Source organism: Arcanobacterium bovis, assembly GCF_004331995.1.
In the GTDB taxonomy this organism is placed as follows: domain Bacteria; phylum Actinomycetota; class Actinomycetes; order Actinomycetales; family Actinomycetaceae; genus Arcanobacterium_A; species Arcanobacterium_A bovis.
Window position 1 is genome coordinate 198,959 of the sequence record NZ_SJDT01000001.1, and the last position, 21,030, is coordinate 219,988.

13 protein-coding genes and 1 pseudogene are annotated in these 21,030 nt (G+C 52.8%); 1 reads left to right on the plus strand and 13 read right to left on the minus strand.

Annotated elements, in window-relative coordinates:
- Positions 1 to 8: 8 nt before the first annotated feature.
- The 7 genes from EZJ44_RS00915 to metG all read right to left on the minus strand — a co-directional run bounded on the left by EZJ44_RS00915 (position 9) and on the right by metG (position 9,783).
- Positions 9 to 1,934, minus strand: a complete 1,926-nt coding sequence (locus tag EZJ44_RS00915; RefSeq protein WP_131279200.1) for an ABC-F family ATP-binding cassette domain-containing protein — start codon at positions 1,932 to 1,934, stop codon at positions 9 to 11.
- A 13-nt stretch (positions 1,935 to 1,947) separates the two neighbouring features.
- Positions 1,948 to 2,847 carry a 4-(cytidine 5'-diphospho)-2-C-methyl-D-erythritol kinase gene (locus EZJ44_RS00920; protein WP_131279202.1) on the minus strand — a complete coding sequence of 300 codons (900 nt, stop codon included), beginning with the start codon at positions 2,845 to 2,847 and terminating at the stop codon, positions 1,948 to 1,950.
- A 10-nt stretch (positions 2,848 to 2,857) separates the two neighbouring features.
- The gene (gene rsmA / locus EZJ44_RS00925; protein WP_131279204.1) at positions 2,858 to 3,832 is read right to left on the minus strand and encodes a 16S rRNA (adenine(1518)-N(6)/adenine(1519)-N(6))-dimethyltransferase RsmA; all 975 of its coding nucleotides are present in this window, start codon (positions 3,830 to 3,832) and stop codon (positions 2,858 to 2,860) included.
- A gap of 72 nt (positions 3,833 to 3,904) precedes the next feature.
- Positions 3,905 to 5,092: an aggregation-promoting factor C-terminal-like domain-containing protein gene (locus tag EZJ44_RS00930; RefSeq protein ID WP_131279206.1), complete on the minus strand. Its 1,188-nt coding sequence runs from the start codon at positions 5,090 to 5,092 to the stop codon at positions 3,905 to 3,907.
- 318 nt (positions 5,093 to 5,410) lie between these two features.
- Positions 5,411 to 6,745: a hypothetical protein gene (locus tag EZJ44_RS00935; RefSeq protein WP_131279208.1), complete on the minus strand. Its 1,335-nt coding sequence runs from the start codon at positions 6,743 to 6,745 to the stop codon at positions 5,411 to 5,413.
- Positions 6,746 to 6,878: 133 nt separating this feature from the next.
- Entirely contained in the window at positions 6,879 to 7,838 is a 960-nt protein-coding gene (locus EZJ44_RS00940) for a TatD family hydrolase (protein WP_131279210.1), read from the minus strand.
- 139 nt (positions 7,839 to 7,977) lie between these two features.
- Positions 7,978 to 9,783: a methionine--tRNA ligase gene (gene metG, locus EZJ44_RS00945; RefSeq protein WP_131279212.1), complete on the minus strand. Its 1,806-nt coding sequence runs from the start codon at positions 9,781 to 9,783 to the stop codon at positions 7,978 to 7,980.
- A gap of 302 nt (positions 9,784 to 10,085) precedes the next feature.
- Here metG and EZJ44_RS08985 point away from each other — a divergent pair.
- A pseudogene (locus EZJ44_RS08985) lies at positions 10,086 to 10,667 on the plus strand (isochorismatase family protein); the annotation flags it as partial.
- A 546-nt stretch (positions 10,668 to 11,213) separates the two neighbouring features.
- On the opposite strand, the gene EZJ44_RS00955 reads toward EZJ44_RS08985, so the two are convergent.
- From EZJ44_RS00955 to EZJ44_RS00980, 6 genes are all read right to left on the minus strand, one after another.
- Positions 11,214 to 12,179 carry a class C sortase gene (locus EZJ44_RS00955; RefSeq protein WP_131279216.1) on the minus strand — a complete coding sequence of 322 codons (966 nt, stop codon included), beginning with the start codon at positions 12,177 to 12,179 and terminating at the stop codon, positions 11,214 to 11,216.
- 77 nt (positions 12,180 to 12,256) lie between these two features.
- Positions 12,257 to 13,840, minus strand: coding sequence for a SpaH/EbpB family LPXTG-anchored major pilin (locus tag EZJ44_RS00960; RefSeq protein WP_131279218.1), 1,584 nt, complete (start codon positions 13,838 to 13,840; stop codon positions 12,257 to 12,259).
- Between the two features lie 110 nt (positions 13,841 to 13,950).
- Positions 13,951 to 16,827: an LPXTG cell wall anchor domain-containing protein gene (locus EZJ44_RS00965; protein WP_131279220.1), complete on the minus strand. Its 2,877-nt coding sequence runs from the start codon at positions 16,825 to 16,827 to the stop codon at positions 13,951 to 13,953.
- Positions 16,828 to 16,998: 171 nt separating this feature from the next.
- Positions 16,999 to 19,230 carry an MMPL family transporter gene (locus EZJ44_RS00970; protein WP_206661825.1) on the minus strand — a complete coding sequence of 744 codons (2,232 nt, stop codon included), beginning with the start codon at positions 19,228 to 19,230 and terminating at the stop codon, positions 16,999 to 17,001.
- Complete coding sequence (gene rsmI / locus EZJ44_RS00975) at positions 19,223 to 20,053, minus strand: 16S rRNA (cytidine(1402)-2'-O)-methyltransferase (protein ID WP_131279222.1); 831 nt, start codon at positions 20,051 to 20,053, stop codon at positions 19,223 to 19,225. Before rsmI ends, EZJ44_RS00970 begins: the two co-directional genes overlap by 8 nt.
- Positions 20,054 to 20,172: 119 nt before the next feature.
- Positions 20,173 to 21,021, minus strand: coding sequence for an SDR family oxidoreductase (locus tag EZJ44_RS00980; protein ID WP_131279224.1), 849 nt, complete (start codon positions 21,019 to 21,021; stop codon positions 20,173 to 20,175).
- Between the last annotated feature and the right edge of the window lie 9 nt (positions 21,022 to 21,030).

A 21,030-nucleotide genomic window follows, 5' to 3' on the forward strand; every position in this document is an offset into this window, starting at 1 on the left:
ACTTGACGTCAAGATGTTACGTCTACGGAGGCTTCTAACCACTCTTCTTCACGTTGCTCGACTTGCTCTTGCAGGGCCGCAATCTCTTTTCCAACGCGCGCTAACTGCTCGTAGTCACCGCTCATCGCAAATTCAGTCTGCTGAACACCGAGCGCATCGATCTGCTGCTGCAACTTTGCAATCTGCCGCTCCAAGCGATCCATCGTCTTCTTAGCCTGACGCTCCCGCGCAGCCGCACTCACACCGTCTGCGCCAGCACCAGCATGACTACCAACGCTAGCCCCCGCACCTGCCGCAACAGTTCCAGAGCCACCACTAGAGCCACCACTAGAGCCACCACCAGCACTGCCTGCACCAGCGCCACTCGCTCGCTCCCCAGCCTGCGCCGACAGCTCCAAATACTGCTCCACGCCGCCAGGCAGTCCACGAACAGTGCCATCAATAACAGCCACTTGATGATCGGTCACTCGCTCCAACAGGTATCGATCATGCGAGACAACCACCAAAGTACCTGGCCACGAATCCAGCAAATCTTCCACGGCCGCGAGCGTATCGGTGTCGAGATCGTTGGTAGGCTCGTCAAGCAGCAGCACATTCGGTTCGCCCACCATGAGTCGCAACAATTGCAGACGACGTCGCTCGCCGCCAGATAACTCCGAAACCGGAGTCCACGCCCGCTCACGAGTGAATCCTAACCGCTCTACCAGCTGCGACGCACTCATTTCTTTCTTTCCGACCGTCACATGGGTAGCAATCTCGTGCACGGCTTCCACCACGCGACGATCAGCGACGGCGTCCAGCTCGCGAGTCTCTTGCGAAAGCGTTGCGAGCACAACGGTTTTTCCGTGCTTGACACGCCCCGCCGTCGGACGTAATGACTTGTTAATCAGACCGAGCAGCGATGATTTTCCCGCACCGTTTCGACCCAAAATTCCAATGCGCTCACCAGGCGCGAGTCGCAGCGTCACGTTGCTAAGCACGTTCCCTTGCTCGCCCGGCTCTGCATTTTCCCAGGCAAAATCGACGTCGATCAGGTCAACGACTTCTTTACCTAACCGCGTGGTGGCCATTTTCGCAAGCTCCACCGAATCTCGTGGCGGCGGTTCGTCGGCGATAAGCTCATTAGCTGCTTCAATGCGGAAGCGTGGCTTCGAGGTGCGCGCTGGAGCGCCGCGTCGTAACCACGCCAACTCTTTGCGCAGCAAATTATTGCGCTTTTGCGCAGCTTGTTGCGCAATTCTCGCACGCTCTGCGCGCTGCAAAATATACGCGGCGTATCCGCCCTCATAAACTTCAACGTGACCTGGCCGCGGGTTACGTCCGCCCGCGCCGTCGTCACCAGGCACAACTTCCCACAAACGTTCGCACACGGCGTCGAGAAACCAGCGGTCGTGTGTGACGACGACGAGCGCTCCCGTTCCACGCGAAAATCGCCTGTTCAAGTAGTCAGCGAGAAAGGTGACGCCCTCAATGTCGAGGTGATTTGTTGGCTCATCGAGAATCACAACCTCAGCCTCTTGGCATAACGCAGCTGCTAGCGCCACCCGTCGGCGCTGTCCGCCCGAAAGAGCGGTAACGCTCCGATCGAGATCCACATCCGGGATCAGCCCGCGGTGGATTTCGCGGATATGCGCGTCGGAGGCCCACTCAAATTCCGAGGTGCCGCTGTGAATCGCCTGGCGCACTGTGAGCGCTGGATCGAGGGAATCCGCTTGGGTGAGGAAAGCAAATCGGGTGCCGTTCACCATCGTCACTCGCCCGTCGTCTGGGCTGAGCTCGCGAATCATTAGTTTGAACAGCGTGGATTTACCGCCGCCGTTTGGCCCGACGATTCCGATGCGCGAACCGTCCTCAAGCGAAAGGCTGACGTCGCCCAAGATGGGGCGAGAGCCGAGCGCCACAGAAACATTTTCAAGATTGAGAATATGTGCCACGAGTTTACTGCCTCTAGTTCTGCTGCCGGATATGCGCACCTGCGGTTGGTCCCACCGCGCTCACCACCGAAAGCTCAGGGAATGCGTTGGCAAGTTCAGCGCTCAGACTCTCTAGCTGGGAAATCTTGCAAAGCACAGCGATAGTAGGGCCAGAACCAGATAGCACCACACCGTGCCCCACAGTTTGTAGCGCCACAATTATTTCGGCAAGATCTGGGCGCAAGGCAAAGGCGGGAGCTTCCAGATCGTTAGCCAAGAGTTGCCCGATTTTCGCCAAGTCATCGCCTTCCACAGCACGACACAGATCTTGGGTGCTGGTTGGCTCACCCACATCGGGAGAAAGATCGTCAAATTTTCGGAAGACGGCGGGGGTGGAGAGTCCCACTGGGTTAGTGAGCAGCACCCAGCCATGCATCGCGCCAGGCTTAATAGCCTCAAGTGCTTCGCCACGCGAGGTCCCCCGCGCAACCGACCCCTGGAGGGCAAATGGCACATCTGATCCGAGCTGCGCCCCAAGCTCCATGAGTTCCTCAGTACTCAAACCCAGCTCCCATAACGCATTGAGCGCAACCAAGGTGGCTGCGGCGTCGGCTGAACCTCCTGCCATTCCGCCTGCAACGGGAATTCGCTTCGTTACGCTCAGGTGAGCACCGCGCGTCGTACCTGTTACACGTTGTAGCAGCTGAGCAGCTTGCAACACGAGATTTGTATGGTCACAGGGCAAGTCCGCACCGATGCCGGTGATCTCCATGCTCAGTTCGGCGGCGGGAGTGGCGGTGACATCGTCAAACAGATCCAGTGCCTCAAAAACCGTATCGAGCGGATGGAATCCGTCTTGCCGAATACCGCCCACGCGCAGGGCAAGATTTACTTTTGCCGGCGCTGATGCAATCACGCGCTCTAGTTTTACCACTTTGACCTCGTCACTTTCGCATGAGAAGAGAATCGATCTCTTCGCGGCTCAGCACAGCCGGGAGCGCCTGCGCGATACGGATAAAATCGTCGATTGTCAGGCGTTCACCGCGCAATTGGAAGTCAATTCCAGCGTGCGTGAGAATTTCTTCTGCCTGAGCTGGAGAGCCAATCCAAGCGCCCAAAGCTGCCCGAAGAGTTTTCCGTCGTTGCGCAAAGGCCGCATCGACGACGCCGAACACCAGCTCGCGTTGTGCCTCACGTGGCACTTTATGGGCTTTCATGTGTACAAGTGCTGAATCGACGTTTGGCACCGGCCAAAATACATTGCGAGAAATTTTTGCTCCACGCCATGTTTGCGCATACCAAGCTGCCTTTACGGACGGCACTCCATACGTGCGCGAACCTGGTTCGGCAGCTAGTCGGTCTGCCACTTCCGACTGCACCATCACCGTTACCGTTTCTAAGCTCGGCAGATTTTCGAGCAAAATAATCAGAATCGGCACAGCCACATTGTAAGGCAGGTTTGCAACCAGGTGTTTCGGAGCAAAAGGCTGACCAGGGTGAGCCGATGCCCAGGCAGACGGGCAGGCTAAGTCTTGAGGCGCCGCAATTTTCATTGCATCTTGGTTGAGAACTGCAAAATTCGCAGCGGCATCAGGGAGGAATTGCGCAACCGTATGCGGCAATTGTGCAGCTAGCGGGGGATCAATTTCGATAGCTGAAACGAGTGCTCCCACTTCCAAGATTGCGAGCGTGAGTGAGCCCAGGCCCGGCCCAACTTCTACTACTGCATCGCCGGGCTGAACATTGGCATCGCGCACAATCCGGCGCACAGTACCAGCATCGTGTACGAAATTTTGCCCAAGCGTCTTTGTGGGTCGAATACCCAGAGTCTTGGCCAGTTCTCGCACTTGTACTGGCCCTAATAAAGTGCCGGGAAGCGGCGAATGCTCGCCGCTTCCCGGAAAAGTTTCACTCGTCATAAGTGTTAATACTACCTAGTTTGGGATATTAATAGTACCTTGCCGACGCAATCGTGACAGGCACAATCCTGTTTAGTACCAACCTGTGCTCTTGGAGTGCGCCCATGCAGCTTGTGGTGAACCATATCGGCCCTTGATGTAGCCAAGACCCCAACGAATTTGGGTAGCAGGGTTCGTTTGCCAATCAGCTCCTGCCGATGCCATCTTCCGGCCAGGCAGAGCTTGTGGAATACCGTAAGCTCCCGAGCTTCTATTGGCCGCATTTTGGTTCCAGCCAGATTCCTTTTGCCACAGAGCATCTAGATACGGGAATTGGTCTGCTCCCCAACCAAATGAAGCGAGCATCGCTTGAGCGATTTCACGGTTCGATCCAGGGCTAACCGGGCCAGATGCAGGAGCGGCTGCACCAGCGCCAGCTTGTTGCGCTTGACCTTTTTGCGCTTCTTGCGCCGTAGCCGCTACGCCAGTGCCGACCTTCACCACTTCATCAACGCGATTTTGCGTGATTGCTTCGGCAATCACCTCACGCTTCACTTCCTGCCCATCGCGGTACGTAATCAACAATGAACGCGTACCTTGACCATCTACACCCTGCGTAACAACCTGGCGCTGCCCTTTAGGTAGGTTCGGATCTTGCTGCTCAGAGCTTGTGTGCTTATCCGTGAACTGCTCAGTAACGCTATCGCGCTTTACGCGCACAATCGTGATCACATCGCCATCGTCCACAAGAGTGTCAAGAGCTTGGGAAATTTCGTCAAGAGAGCCAAGCTTGATACCAGCTGTATCCAAAACGCGGGCTACGTCGGCACCGGTGAGTGCATCGATGTCGTACGTCTTACCGTCGGCGATCACCGAAAGGTTCATTTTCTTGACGACGGGTGCCGACGTTTCAGACAACGAAGCTGTTGCTTGTGCGCTGAGCTCCGGGTGAGACGAGGAGTACGACGTCGCTCCCGCGGCTACGCTCAGACTCGAGCTCACAGCTACCAGCGCAACCACTGCGGCGCGTGACTTCGAGAAAATCCGTGGTGCACGCCGTGGAGTACGCACAAAAATCTCCTCCGAGGACACGAGATTCTTATTCATGTTCTCGGCGTAAATTTCCTGGGCAAATTCCGCTGGTGAGAGCACGGCGTCTTGAGCGGAACGCTCTTGTGCACGCAGAGCTTGGCGCATGGCGCGCCGTGAACCAGGTTTTACTGGCTTGTGGACGTCGATGATATTCAACGACGCATCGCCGGTGGCAGTGTGTCTACCCAAGGTGTCTCCAAAGTCGAACCTACAGCAAGGAATCTAGCAAAGAGCTCGCTGCTCGTGTATCCCTCACGAAAGCCCATTGTTAGCATCTTCCCTACAAGACGCTCGTTCAGCAGTCACCTGAGCAATTCCTTCGTGCATTTTGCAAAGCACTGGGCGCTTCGCATTACACTTTGCTTGCAACAAACCGAACGTTCGTAACAATTTCTATATTGATTGTAACCAAATTGTTATTTCATGCAAGCTAAAGTGATTTGCCCAACCCTAAATTCGGCAAATTCTGCTTAGAGCATGTACTACTCACCACATCATGCATAACCTTTATGCTGGGTTGATGTTAGCCTCAATCGCACGATGTTTATTGGGATCGCGGCGATAGATGTGAACAATTGCGCGTGAGTACAAAACAATAAATTGCCCGAGATAAACCACAAAGGTCACTCCTAAATAGAGTGAAGAACCTTCAGCCGGATCAATATTATTTTCAACAGTGATTTGTTTCCAGAACCCAGCTACATAGCGCCAATCCTTGTTGAATATATCCAAAATCTGTTTATCCGTCATCGAATCTGCGTGGGCAAAAGCACTGATGAAATCTTCTGTGGTTCCTGCCTTCACGATTTCATGAATAAACGTATGCGGGTTAATACCAAAGCCATAACTAAGAAATGCCATCATCACGAAACAGATTCCGGGCAAAAACAGCCACACGTATAGCGGCGCTTCCCCACGGAAAGCGTAGAGTGGGCAGCTCAACACCGCGATAATCGCGCCAAATAGCGCTCCCGCAGCGGTAAATTCGATCACCGCAGTAGGCGAAACCAGCACATGAATCTCTTGCGAAACACCAGGTATTTGCAAAATGAGTAGTGCAGGCGATATACAAGCGACGAGAAAGCCAATTGCCACTCCCACACTGGCCCACTCAGCAATGAACCGCATGAGACGTTTCGTATCAAACGTAATGTCTTGATCCGAGAACCATTTCCCTACCACGACGGCGAAAACCCCGAACGACACCATCACGCCGGCAATCCACGAGTAGGCAAAGCTATTGGTATAAGTAGCAACTAAAAAGCGCAGCAAGGCAGACATCGCACTGTCTTTATCTCCGAGCACGTTATAAGCACGCCCGCTGAGAATCACGATGCTAAAAATGAGAATGACGACGGACGCCAAGATGAAAAATTTCTTTTCCGAAGAGGCCACTCGCCTCGTCGAAAATTGGAACGGTGTCTCAATTTCGTCAATAACGACTGGATCTTTTATATGCTCAACTGCATATTTCAGTGCAGGTTTGATCGCGCTGGGTGAGGCGCGGATTCGATGACAAAACAGCCTGATCATGTACCGAATCAGCTTTGTTCCGCTCTCATCAACCCGAGTTAAATAACGGTTAAGCTTTCCTCGGAAAAGTAGTTCAAACAGCACTAATACGTACGTCGTTATCTTGAAGCCAGCCATGAGCGGATAATCGTTCCACGCAGCTACCAAAGTCAATACGAAACAGCTGGCCAACACCGAATCAAAAACTATCAATACACGCCGCCACATGCGCGTACGTGAACGCGGAATGCCCCGCCACTGCTTTCCCTGCAATACCAAGAACACTAAGAAACATAAGCACACGGCTAGGCTCAGTATTTTCGCCGTCACAACAACTCCCCTCGATGCGCAGCGCGCAAGTCGATGCGTTCCTCAGCTCACATCACTGCCACGCAGGATGTTCAACGAGCGCAATACGCAAGGCCGTATTCGAGGCACACATCAAAGCACACCGTATCAAGAATTAAATTCCATACACATTGAGGGTATTGTAATTGAGTTGTTCACACCAAGAAACTAAAGGCAAATCACGCAATTGCGCTTGGAAACTCGCCGTATATGCAGCTCCCCACACCACGTTTGGATGTCCACGGTACGGCACCGGCGTGAGATACGGAGCGTCCGTCTCCACCAGCACTAGCTCCGGCGGCATTTGCACAAACGCCTCACGCAAATAGTCATTTGCCGGATATGTGATAGGCCCAGCAAACGACGCATACCATCCGTTTTGCGCACAAATCTCTGCAAGTTCCCGATCTCCCGAAAAGCAATGGAACACAGTTGCTTCCGGAGCCCCATCGCGCAACAATATCTCGACGACGTCGGCATGAGCGTCACGATCGTGGATCTGAAGCGGCTTTCCAAGCTCCTTTGCAAGGGCAATATGCGCACGGAAGGTCGCTTTCTGCGCCGATACTCCCGCCTCACCCGTGCGGAAATAATCGAGGCCTGTCTCTCCAACTGCAACCACGGCGTCGTCTGCACATAGCTGTGCCACCTGCGCAATTGCTTCATCGAGCGAAAACTGTTGATGATGCGCAAGCGGATCGTGCGCGAGACCATCAGCAGACTCTTCGCGCACTCCCGCATGCATGGCGGCTTCATTGGGGTGAATAGCAAGAGCAGCCCAAATCTGTGCATGCTCACGCGCAATACGCACCGAAAACTCAAGTTCAGGCAGCTCGCAACCAGACGTGATCGCCGCTCGAATACCACCCTCGCTCATTCCTGCTAGTAGCGTATCGAGCAAAATCGGAGGTTTGAGCCCGCCCTCGTCCGTGTGCGCTTGCACGAGCGGGAGGACGACGCCGGATTCGTCAGTTACAGCCTGTGGATCAGGTGCGATATGAGTGTGGTTGTCGACGATGGGAACAGGTAAAAAGTCTGGAACGTCAGGAACATTCCGTTTCTTATTTTTTGCCATCTCTACCTCTCAACAATTGGCATTGACCCGAGCGACAGTCTAAAGGGCTTAAACCAAAGCAGCAGGCTTAGCCGCGACAGCAGGCTTTTGCCTTAACCGTCGGCTTTAACACCACAACCGTCGGCTTAATCTGCGCGCATCACGCAAGATTTAGCCGTGCGAGCTCCTCTTCCACTACCGAGTCGTCGAGTTTCTGGAATGCCGGCTTAGGCTTGGAAATCGGCGTTCCAGGCACCACATCGCGCGGCGCCCAAGCACGCACGTCGCTGTAGTCGCCAGTGATAATTGGGAACGGATGCCCATTATCAAGATCGACCGTCTCTACGAGCTGCGGCATCGGCGCAATCGCGCCATCACCACCAAGAATTTCATCGATAGCATTCGACGAATGCGGCAAGAACACACTCATCATCGTATTGAGATCGGAAACTGCCTGGATCAGCGTATTGAGCACAGTGCCGAGACGTCCACGCAAAGATTCGTCTTTCATCTTGAAAGGTTCCGTGCGCGAAACGTAGCCATTAGCTTCACCAACGAGCCGCATAATCTCCCCCAAAGCTGCACGTTGCTGGTGATTGGCAATCAAATCGCCCACAGTGTCAAAGCCAGCACGGATCGAGTTCAAAAGCTCATCATCAATCGCTTCTCGCTCACCGACCGGCGGAATTTCACCAAAATTCTTGGCAATCATCGCGGCGGTTCGGTTCACCAAGTTACCCCAACCAGCAACCAGCTCTGAGTTGTTACGCCGCACGAACTCTTCCCACGTGAAATCAGAATCTGAGGTTTCTGGTCCAGCTATGGAAATGAAATAGCGTAGCGCATCCGGCTGATAGCGTGAAAGCACGTCACGCACATAGATCACCACAGATTTTGACGACGAGAACTTCTTGCCTTCCATGGTCAAGAACTCCGAAGCAACCACCTGGGTTGGAAGATTGAGCTTGCCTAGCTCATGCTCAGCACCACCGCGCGCACCTTCGCCGTTATATGCAAGCAGTTCCGCTGGCCAAATCTGCGAGTGGAAAACGATATTGTCTTTGCCCATGAAGTAGTAAGACAGTGCCTCGGGATTAGTCCACCATTCCCGCCAATCTTCAGCAGTTCCCTCACCTGCGGCAGCTCGGCGTCGTGCCCATTCGATTGATGCCGAAAGGTAACCAATCACGGCGTCGAACCACACGTAAAGACGCTTGTTGAGCTGATCCTCCCAACCTGGGATTGGAATACCCCAAGAGATATCGCGGCTCATCGCACGCGGACGCACGTCGTCAAGCAAATGCTTCGAGAAGGAAATGACGTTCGGACGCCACTTGCCCGACTCTTCCACTTGGTCGAGCCAGTCCCCTAGCGCACCCGCCAACGCAGGCAAATCGAGGAAGTAGTGCTCCGTCGTCTTGAATTCGGGGGTGAGCCCAGAAATCTTCGATACCGGGTTGATCAAATCCTGCGGGTCAAGCTGGTTTCCGCAGTTATCGCACTGATCGCCACGCGCACCTTCAGCACCGCACAGCGGGCAGGTGCCCTCAATATAACGATCAGGGAGCGTATTGCCCGTTTTCGGGTCAATCGCTACTGCCGATTCTTGCACGATCATGTAGCCGTTATCGCGGCAACCTGTGAACAACTGCTGCACCACGCGCTCATGATTTCCAGTGGTAGTGCGGGTAAACAAATCGTAGGAAAGCCCAAGGTTCACGAGATCCTCGGCGATAATACGGTTGTTTTTGTCGGCGAGCTCCTGCGGCGTCATGCCCTCTTGGTCTGCAGCCACCATAATTGGGGTGCCGTGCTCGTCAGTGCCCGAAACCATGAGCACCTCATGACCCGCCATTCGCATATAGCGAGAGAACACATCGGACGGCACGCCGAAACCAGCCACATGACCGATGTGGCGCGGACCGTTCGCATACGGCCAAGCAACTGCAGAGAGGATTTTTGACATACTTTAAGATTACGGCTAAATGCCAGTGCACGTAAAACTTGGGAGCACACTTGTGGATAACTCACGACAAGTTCACACATTGCGTTTTGTTGGCGCACGAAACGACACCGGCAGGTGGGTAAATTACCTCGCACGTAGGTGGGCGAATACCTCGCCTGTTGGCACACGAATTTCCTTCCCGTAGTGCGCGCTTCGGTTAGTGCGCAGTTCTAGTAGTACGTAGTGCGCAGTTCTAGTAGTACATGGCGACGTGTTCCCCGTACACTGGTTTAATAGAAACACTCATTTTGCAGGGAGGAATCATGGAGGCAGAAAACCGCGCACTGCTCATCGTTGATGTTCAGCCAACGTTCACAGAAGGTGGCGAGCTCGGAGTTGTTGGTGGCACTGCTGTGGCCACTCGAATCGCTGATTTCGTGACCGAGAATGCCGATGAATATTCCCTGATCGTCACCACCCAAGACTGGCATATCGACCCAGGCGAGCACTTTTCGGACACTCCTGATTTCGTCGACTCTTGGCCACCGCATGGCGTAGCAGGCACTGCCAACGCCGAGCTACACGAAGAAATCGCCGGTCTGCCATTCCATTTTTCAGTGAAAAAGGGGCAATACGCTGCGGCATATTCTGGGTTCGAAGGCACCACAGAAAGCGGCGAGACTCTCGAGGATGTGCTGCGTTCTCATGGCATCGAGAGCGTGGATATTGTAGGACTTGCTGAGTCACACTGTGTGAAATGGACGGCTCTCGATTCGCTCCGCCTAGGCTGGCCCACACGCGTATTTTCAGACCTTACAGTTCCTGTTTCCCCTGATCAGGGCGAAGCTGCCCGCCGCGAAATGGATGAGGCCGGCGTCGAACAGCTCGCTTCCACCGAGGCTTTCGGTTTCTACGTCGAACAGGACGACGCCCCTATCCCAGGCGATAACGCTGGTGCACGAGATACGGTGGCGAACGACGTCGCCGCTGCCGCTGTTGCGCCGACAAGCTTTGGACGTGCAGATTCGTGGGGCGACGCCGATTCTTGGGCTGATGATGACGCTTGGGGCGGGACTGGCGCAGACGATTTTGGCGATTCGGATGATTTTTCCGACGACGAGTGGTCGGATACCGATTGGGATAAAGACGAAGCGGGAGCCGCTGATTTCCTTGCCGACGAGTTCCTCGCTGCACACGAACCCGGCACGGAAGCCGTGAACAACGCCGATAATTATGACGACGACGCCGACCCCGAGCTTACGTCCGACGGCGAAGATGAAGAGTTGGATACGATCAAGAACCTTGCAGAGGTTGAAGACCTCTCTGACCTCGATCTTTCCGAGTTTGGTATCGACGAGGGCGCCTTTGATCTAGACGATGAGGGTTTCGATTTTTCGGGCGATGCCGACGACGAAGACTTCGACTTTTCGGATATTGACTTCAAGCCGTGATTAATCAGGTTTGATCGAGATCTGTCGCGTCCCGCTACTCCACACATACCACGTGATTACCGACAAAGCCACGGAGAGATAGACAATCCACCACGGGAAACCAGGTATATCGGGTTTCTTACCTTGCTCTTGGGCCACGTCCGCAGGTGTGGGCGTGACTCGCTCCGCCGTCACCAGAATTCGCTGCGTGTTAATACCCAACGGCGTGCAGGTAATAAGCGAAATAAGATCACGGTTCGGATCGGCTTTGATGTTCTGCGTGGCATCAGGGTCAATGATCTGAATATCCACCACGCGATAATCGAGTACTTCTCCGAATACTTCAATCACGATCTCGTCGTTTTTCTTGACTTTATCTAAGTTCGTGAAAAGGGTGGCTTCGGCCAAGCCCCGGTGAGCAGTAAGAACAGCTCGCGTACCGATTCCACCAACTGGTAACGACGTTCCTTTGAGATGCCCGACGCCGACGCGTAGCGTTTCGTCGGAGGTGCCGTGATATACCGGCAGATCAACGTCAATGGCATCAACTTTTACACGTGCCATTACTGCGCTCTGTGGCGTATGGAGCATATCCTCATACTTGAGACTTGCTGTTGAGTCAGCGCCTGCATTTGAGCCAGTGCCAACAGCCTTGTTTGCGCCACTTTCGATGATCGCGCCTGAGCGCAGCGCTTCGTTGTATTTATGTGCGAGCTGAATTTGTTGGTCTTTGCTTGGCTGAGCGTTATCAAGCGCGCGGGAGTAGTCACGCACGAGGGCTGATTGGTTCACTTGGCTCACCCATGAGGCCGCCATTGGATACAGCAAAATCACCACACCAATCAGCGCGATAAATGCGGGAATTAACGAAAATTTGTTGAGCTTCCAGCGAGTTCTTCGGATTTTTCTCAAGGCAACCTCAGATTCAAGCAAAGCGGCTGAGCTGAATGATAAGTGGCTGAGCAGCAGTATTGGCTGCTCAGCCACTTGACCATTGCTAACTATCTCTTAAGCAAGAGCGAAGAACCGTAGCCGCATGTGCACCTAACGGCTCCGCACATCACTCACTCTTCAGGTTGAGCGTTAGCTGCTGTCTTGCGACGCTTGCCATACATTGCGAATCCAACGCCAGAAGCCACAAGCAAGGTTCCCACAACGATCATCAGCACGGTTCCTTGGCTACCAGTCAGCGGAAGCCCTGGAATGAATTCCTGCTCGTTGGTGATATTCAACACTACCGGTTGATTCACGGTATTGGTAGTATCCAAGATGATAGATCGTACTGTCGGATCTAGTACATAACCCACTGGAGCTTGAAGCTCTTTTACAAAGAAGGTGCGCGAGGCTGGCGTGTTGCCATTAATGTCCGACTGACCAATGTACAAAATTGCAACAATGTTTCCTTGTGCATCTGTTGTGTAAGTGCCGATAGCGTTAGTGTTATTTGCAGCGTCAAAGTCCGAAGGGTAGATGCCAAATTGCGCACCAGAGAGTGCTAGAGCATTATTTTTGGCATCAACTTTGACGATTTTCAACGTTCCCATAAACACGACTGGAACACTCGGATTTGGATTATCAGGATTATTCGGATCAGTTGGCGACAACTCGAACGCTGAGTTGTTTATATACGACGTAGCCGTGTTTGGAATAGCACCCGCACCGCTGACGATTGTTCCAAAGTCAATTACGAGACGACCACCGGAAACCATCTTAGACAAACCTGACGACGTGAGATCCACCGTAAGCGTTTGCCCACTAATATTGGCCGTGAAATCACCTGCAGAAAGCGCATTGCGTGTGCCACCTGCATCAATAACAGCCACCTGCACCGTTCCGTCAACGTAGGTCAAACGTGGATCGAGTTGATCAACAACCTGAGCCTTGTTGTAGGAGGCCGAAGCTGGAATTGGAGAATCGATCGTCCAGGTAACTTGCGGACCATTTGCTGTGGCAACTGGTTCGGACACTACCTTTGTAATTTCTTTGCCAAGAGTGTTCTTCGGGTAGACGTGCACGTCATAGTTCCAAGAAGTGCCGTTACCGAGTGGTAGCGTTACCAAGAATGGCTGCACTGGCGCAGTGATGTTGTTGTTGCCCGGTGCAATTTCTTCAACAAGGTAAAGACCAAAATTTTGGTTGGCGAGTGAAGCAACACCTTGAACATCAGTCGTTACCACTGAAGATGAACCCAACACATACGGCGCAGCTTTAACGGTGGAAACTGCCGTTGCTACCGGCATACCGTTGAGTTCGCGGATCGCATCCCAACCTGCATTGGTGGCGAGATCGATTGGGGTGCCGCTCTTGCTGTCAACTCGGGTTACCCGGAACTGCACGCCCTGTAATGGTTTTCCTAGCGTACTAGGATCGCCAATCTGCGCACCAGTTCCTGGCTGGCCTTGAGCCGGATTTGCAGAATCGGCCGCGTATTTGTGGATGGTTAACGACGACGTTCCATTGCGGCTATTGTCGATAGCTGCAGTGGTCGTTGTGGCTGATGTAGTATCGGTAGGCTGCGCAAATATGGTGCGAGCATTTTGGATATTAGCTGCGTTCGCTTCGGCTGTACTCACGCCGACCAGCGATGCCGCGCCAACGGCAACTATGCCTAGCACAGCAGCGAGCCGCGCTTTGAAGTTCATTTTCATGAGCTGTCTTTCTATTGAAGTTAATTGAATTAATAATTTTTTGAAAGTTATGGGTTTATTTGCTGCGGAAATTCATTCGCGAATGCGCGAAAAGGGGCAGCCAACGCTTGTTAACTGATTACTTTTCGGCGCCTCCAAACAATAAATATGAGGCTAAGTCCGAGCAGAGATAGACCTGTGATTGTGAACGATACCGCTGATCGACCGCCCGTAAACGGAAGCTGTGGGATATAGGGAACAGTGTCTGAAACTAGACTCGTGGCAAAATCGAACTGCTGAGCACCAACGATATCGGTGCGGGTAAAGCTCGGGCCTGCAGTCCAATCGCCCCACGAATAGCCTGCAGGAGGATCAGGCCTCGTCAACGTAGCGGTACACGTATCATGCTCCCATAACGCCGCAACCACCGACGTCACAGCAGAAACACCATTAACCACACTCAACGTAAACGGAAAAGACCCCTGATTCTGGCACACCAAAGTGCCAGCCATCGAACCAGACCAACCACCAGCAGGACCACCAGACACAGTCACCTTCGCCGTCACCGGAGACTGCACATTCGAATAAGCAAACGTAGCATTCGACTCATTCAACGTACCAACAGTAGGAATTGTGTCGTTGGCCGCAGGAGCGGTGCTCGTGATTTTATACGAGGCAGTAGTAGGTGGAATAACTCCCGCAGTTCCGAGCAGGCTCAACACTACGTTTCCACCAGCAGGAATAGAACCTACAGTTCCAAGAATCGAATTCGTTGCCGCATCAAACCGCAGATCGGCTGGGCAGGTAGCACCACCCGAAGCCGTGCAGGTAGGCGTAGCAGGCTGCGGGGCTAAAAATCCATTCTCTGGCAACTTGACAGTTACCGGAACATTCGTAGCCGTGTGGCAGGAGTTAGAAATAGTAGACGTGGTCGTCAAAGCACCAAGAGGCTTCGGATTGGGATTCGATATCGCCGTGATGGTTGAAACGTCGACGATCTTAGACGTGTCAATTGTGCCACTTACAGTAGCTACTTCGTTATTAGTAACGTTTCCACCAGCATTTTTGACCGTCACACCATAAGGGAAATTATATAGAGAAGCCTGATTAACAACATTCACACTAGCTTGTGTGGAACAAGCTAAGTTCTCAGTAATTACCACCGTGAACTGCAACGACGAACCAGCAGGCAAATCAACCGTTACCGCATTAGAAGGATCGTAAACATAGTAAGGATAAAAATACAATCCGGTAGTGCTTGTGTACGGCAAAGGTCTTATAACATTCGGGCACACAGCTGCCCCATTAGCCGAACATGAGATCGAATCAAGAGAAATCGACGCAGAACCCGTTCCACGCACATAAAAATCTCCAAGTTTTACGCCACGCAAATCTGTCGGTCCATCATTACGGTACGTGATCGTATACTTACGCGCTTCACCAGACGTGATAGTAGCTTTATCCTGGGTTTTTAACACGGATACCGTAGCTGTCGGACAGGCAGGTAGACCTGAGATCGTTCCAGTCACGATAGCTACATCATTAGTGACGACGGTCCCACTTAAGTTTTTCACCGTCACGTTATTAGAGAAGTTATACAACGATGCATGATTGGCAACATTAAGTGTAGGTTGCACAGAACACTGCACAACCTCAGTTATGGTCATTGTAAACGTTAACGACGAACCAGCAGGTAAATCAACGGTTATCCTATTGAAAGGGCTGTATGCGTAATAGGGATAAAAATACGATCCGGTAGTATTTGTATACGGTAACGACCGGGTCAAAGTCGGACACACTGCCGCTCCGGTTGCCAAGCATGAGATTGAATCAAGAGAAATCGATGTAGATCCTGTTGCACGCGAATAAACATCATCAACATAAACACCACGCAGATCGGTAGGTCCATCATTACGGTATGTGACCGTATATTTACGCGCCTCGCCAGACGCAACACTCAACTTATCTTGAGTCTTCGAAACTGCAACCGTAGCGACAGGACAGGAAGGCACCCCCGTGAACGTCCCAGTTACAGTAGCCGTTTCAGTACTAGTGACGACCGTCCCACTACTGTTTCTAACCGTCAATCCAGATGGAAAATTTTGCATAGAAACTTGATTCAAAGTATCGAGCGTGGTCTGAGTCGTACACGGAATAATTTCAGTGATTGCCATCGTAAACGTCAACGACGAACCGGCAGGCAAATTAACTGTTAGACCACTCGAAGGGCCGAAAGCGTAATGAGGATAGAAATAATTGCCGCTTACTGCTCTATATGGCAACGAACTTGACAAAGTTGGGCACACCGCTCCACCAGTAGCAGAACATAAGAACGAATCTAGGGACGTCGATGTCGAACCCATCGCACGCACATAAACATCATTAAGCATCACACCATTCATGTCCGCAGGTCCATCGTTACGATAAGTCACCGTATACGTACGAGCCTCACCAGAAGCAACACTCGCTTTATCCTGCGTCTTTGTTACAGATACAATTGCATCACCAGACAACGCCGTCTGCTGTGAAACGTTATTTGAAGCAGGGTTTGTGTCAGTAGAACCAGAAGGAGGATTCACAGAAAGTGTTGCAGTAGCACTCGAACCATAACCATAATAGCCAGTTACAGTGAGATGAATCTGTCCACCAGCAGGAAAAGTACCTACCGTGCCGGTGGCATTCAAACCCGACACTGCAAGGTTCGTAGGACACACAGCTCCGCTCGTAGCACTGGAGCACACAATCTTTACCCCTGTCGAACCACTACCAGCTATGAAAGTAAAGGTAGAGCCACTAGCGTCGGTAGCACCCACATTCGAGACAGTAAGGTCATACGTAAAAGGTTTGCCTTTATACTCACTGGACTTACCCACCAACTGCGCAGCAATATCAACGGTTGGATCAGCAGCAAAAGCGCTCGGCGCAGTTACAAATCCCCGAAAGCCGACCACGGTCATAACCAAAACGATCACAGCCAAAGCCAGGCTCGCATCACGCAACCTCCTCATCCGACCAACCCCACTCCGATATAGCCATAGCTATGGCTATTAAATAAATAAAATCTTCTTGAATCCTAATTGAATAATCAAAGAAATAGCAAACATTATTTACATAGTTAACGGGGGGGCGGCTCGAGGCGAGCCGCCCCCCGTTAAAACCAACCACAGCGTGACAACGTTTTACCGCATATTATCGCTCGCCCGCTCGTTGAGCTTCGACGGCCACCACACCCGATCGCCAAATTCCAACACCACACCAGGCACCAGCAACGACCGCACAATGAACGTGTCGATCACGATACCCAAAGCCACGATCACGGCCAGCTGCACCATAAAGAGCAAAGGCACTACAACCAGCGCCGCAAAAGTAGCAGCCAACACCACGCCAGCTGAGGTAATCACTCCACCGGTCACAGCCACACCATGACGCACGCCCACTTCAGTGCCATAACGGCGAGATTCTTCGCGCACCCGTGACATCAGGAATATCGTATAGTCGATGCCCAAGGCCACAAGGAACACGAAAGCGTAGATCGGCACCGACGCATCCGAACCAGGGAATCCAAAAACATGGTTAAACAGCAACGCACACAAGCCCATAGCACTTGCAAACGATACGATATTCGCCACCAAAATTAACACCGGCGCAACCACCGCACGCAAAAGCAACATGAGCATAAGGAGAATAACCACTAGCACCACTGGCACAATTTTGACGAAATCAGCACGCGCCGTCGTCTGCGTATCGAGCGTTTGAGCAGCAGGTCCACCCACTAGCGCCTGCGCATCGATGCCATGCACTTCGGAACGTATCTTTTCGACGACGACGGCAGCACCGGCGTCTTCCGCAGGCATCGTGGTTGTGACGTTGAGTAGCACACGTGCGTCAACCACAGTCGGCACGATATTTGGCGCAGCTGGTCTGCCTGGTTGGGTTGGAGTGTCTGACTGTGGAACAACGCCAGAAACACCCTCAATCGCCGAGATGCGTTCAATCGCTTCCTTATATTTAGCTTCCTTGACCACCACAGTCGTAGGTTGGCTCGAGCCGAGCGCAAATTTATCCTCCAGCACCTTAAAGCCTTCAACTGATTCAGTTTTGTTCATGAAGGTATCAAAGGCAGAGACTCCATTTGCTTTGAACGACGGCGCAAAAGCCGCGAATGCCAGCAAGAATGCCAGAGAGCCGATCCAAACGATCCTCCCGTGGCGACTCACGAACACCGAGATCTTGTGCCAGAACGGATGATTCGCAGCCACAACACCGTCGGCATCCGCCAATGTATGCTCGGTGATCACGGATGAGCTGGCAGAATGTTTGATCTTTGCCGGCCAGAACATCACCCGCGCATGCTTACCCGGCAACAATAAAATTCCCGGAAGCAAGGTTAACGCAGCAAGCATCGCAAATACGATGCCAATTGAGGCAATTGGCCCGAGCGACGACGTTGACGACAAATCCGACAATAGTAACGTAAGCAAGCCAGCGATCACCGTGCCGCCAGAAGCGAGAATTGGCTCCCACGTGCCACGAATAGCGGCACCAATAGCCTCCCGAGGCAACTCACGTACGCCCAGCTCTTCGCGGTATCGCGCAATCAACAAGAGGCAGTAATCAGTGGTAGCTCCCACCACCAAAATCGCCAAAATGCCCTGAGTTTGTCCATTCACCGTGAAAACGTCAGCTTTCGCCAGTTGGTAAACCACCAGTACAGCACCACACAGCGCAGTAATTGCAGTGAACAACACGGCGACAGGTAGCAAAAGCGACCGATAAACCACGAGCAGAATCACGAACACCAAAGTCAACGCCACCAGCAGCAACGTTAGATCGATTCCCGCGAATGCACTACCGATATCGGAAGCAATTCCCGCCGGACCAGTCACATAGAAATCAAGGCTGAGATCGTTCCCAGTGATCTCAAAATGCTTGCGCAGATTATTGACCACTTCGCCGAGCTTCATCTTTCCGGCATCGTTGAGCTGGCTAACCTTCGTTTTATCCAAAAGAACCGGCAGGAGCACGGCGTCCTGCTTTGGGTTCGGGATCGCTACGATCGCGCCCTCGCTCAGGTCCGCTAAAGTCTGGGATCCAGTAACCTTCAAGTCGCCCAATTTTTGAGCTTCGGTGCGCACCTGCGCGAAGCTCTCGGGTGAAATTTTCTCGTCAGACTTGTTCACAGCCACAATGAGCAGCGGCACCGACTCCTCTTTAAGAAAATCTTTCGCCGCTTTCGCCGCCAATGTGGACTCTGCTGAGAGCGGAAGGAACGTAGCTTGATCGTTGGTAGTCACAGTTGAAATCTTGCCCTGCGCCATGCCACCAAATGCGAAAATCATCAGCCAAAATACGAGGAAAGCAGCCCTTAATGGCCATGCTTTCTTCGATCCAAAAATATCTAATTTACTCATGCTTCCCTAATCTAATTGCCAATCGGTAGAGCTCATTCTTACGCAATTTCTCACGCTCTGCCACATGAGCCGCTGCGTCTTTCAAGCGCAAGCCACGCTCAGCCAAGGCAAGCACCTCATCGACATGCTGCGCTGCCACATCACTGCCATCATTCGCGATACCCTCAATCACCAGGCAAATCTCTCCGAGTACTCCGCCCTTCGCCCATTCCGCAAGCTCACCCAAAGTCCCGCGCCGCACTTCTTCATGCACCTTCGTGAGTTCTCGGCAAACAGCAGCTTTTCGATCCGCACCGAATACCTCACACATCGCGCATAGCGTCTGCCCCAGACGCCGCGGCGATTCAAAGAAAACCATTGTTCGCTGCTCACGAGCCAGGTCTTGCAGAATTGCCTTCCGCTCGCCGTCCTTGCGCGGCACAAACCCCTCAAAAGTAAAACGATCCGACGCAAGCCCAGATACGGCCAAGGCGGTGAGCACGGCAGAAGGCCCTGGCACCACGGTAACCGGCATACCGGCGTCTGCCGCCATCGAAACGAGACGATAACCCGGATCGGACACAGACGGCATACCTGCATCCGAAACCATCACCACAGTTTTCCCAGCTTGAGCCGCTGCAATCAGATCGGGAGCTTTTTGCGCTTCATTATGGTCGTGATAAGGCACAACGGGCGCGTGGATCGCCACACCGAGTCGCCCCACTAGGTTTAACAGACGCCGCGTGTCCTCAGCAGCAATAAGATCAGCGCTTTCGAGGCTCTCACGCAAACGCGGCGAAGCGTCGCCGTCGTTACCAAGAGGAGTACCAGCCAAAATAATCATCAATGCCGCCTTAGAACCTTGAATCAAAAGGAAAGTGCTTGGATTTCAGCATACGCGAAATCCAAGCACCCCAATAAAGCACTCCCGATAAACTCGGGAAAACTAGCGAAAAACGCTCGTCAGGCTGGCCGCGGCTTCTTGCCCTTGAACTCGTCCATCGTGGAGTTAATGCCGAAGAATTGGAGAACTTCGTCCACAAACGGAACCGGGAAAGGTTGCATGAGCTGCACCAGCCGCACGATAGGCGGAGCAACTTTCATCTGGGTTCCAGCTTCGATTGCATCAAGCACTTGCTTTGCCACTTTCTCCGGCCTGAGGATCGGCAGGAGCAGTGGAAACTTCGTCTTTACCCCGTCAAACATTCCGGTTGAAATGTAATACGGGCAGTACAACAGGGTGTGTACATTCGACTTCTTGTAGCGCAATTCAGCGCGCAGCGACTGCGCAAAACCAACCGCACCAAACTTCGAGGCGTTGTAATCAGACTGTTTTGACACGCCAACTAATCCTGCCGCCGATGCAACCGTCACGATTGAACCGCGATCACGCTCGAGCATTCTTGGCAAGAACTCGCGCACCGTCTTGAAGTGCGAAATCGTGTTCACTTCGAGAGTGCGCTGCACTTCGTCGTCGGTAATGTCAAGGAAATCCTTGCCGGTCACGATACCAGCATTGTTGATGAGAATATCAACCCTGCCCTGCTCCGCGAGTGATGCAGCCGCAACTTCCTTCACACGCTGTGAGTCAGTAACATCCACCGAAAAAGCACTGACCGTGACGAGCGGATACAGAGCCTTTATCTCTTGTGCTACCGCCTGTGCATCGCGCTCTTTATGCGCCCACACAACAACGCCCTTGGCTCCACGTTCGGCTGCACCGCGTGCCATCAGACGCCCGATTCCAGATCCCGCACCAGTAATGAGCACTACCGCACCTTTGATCGGTACTTTAGTTGGCCTGCTAAACATTTCTTTCTC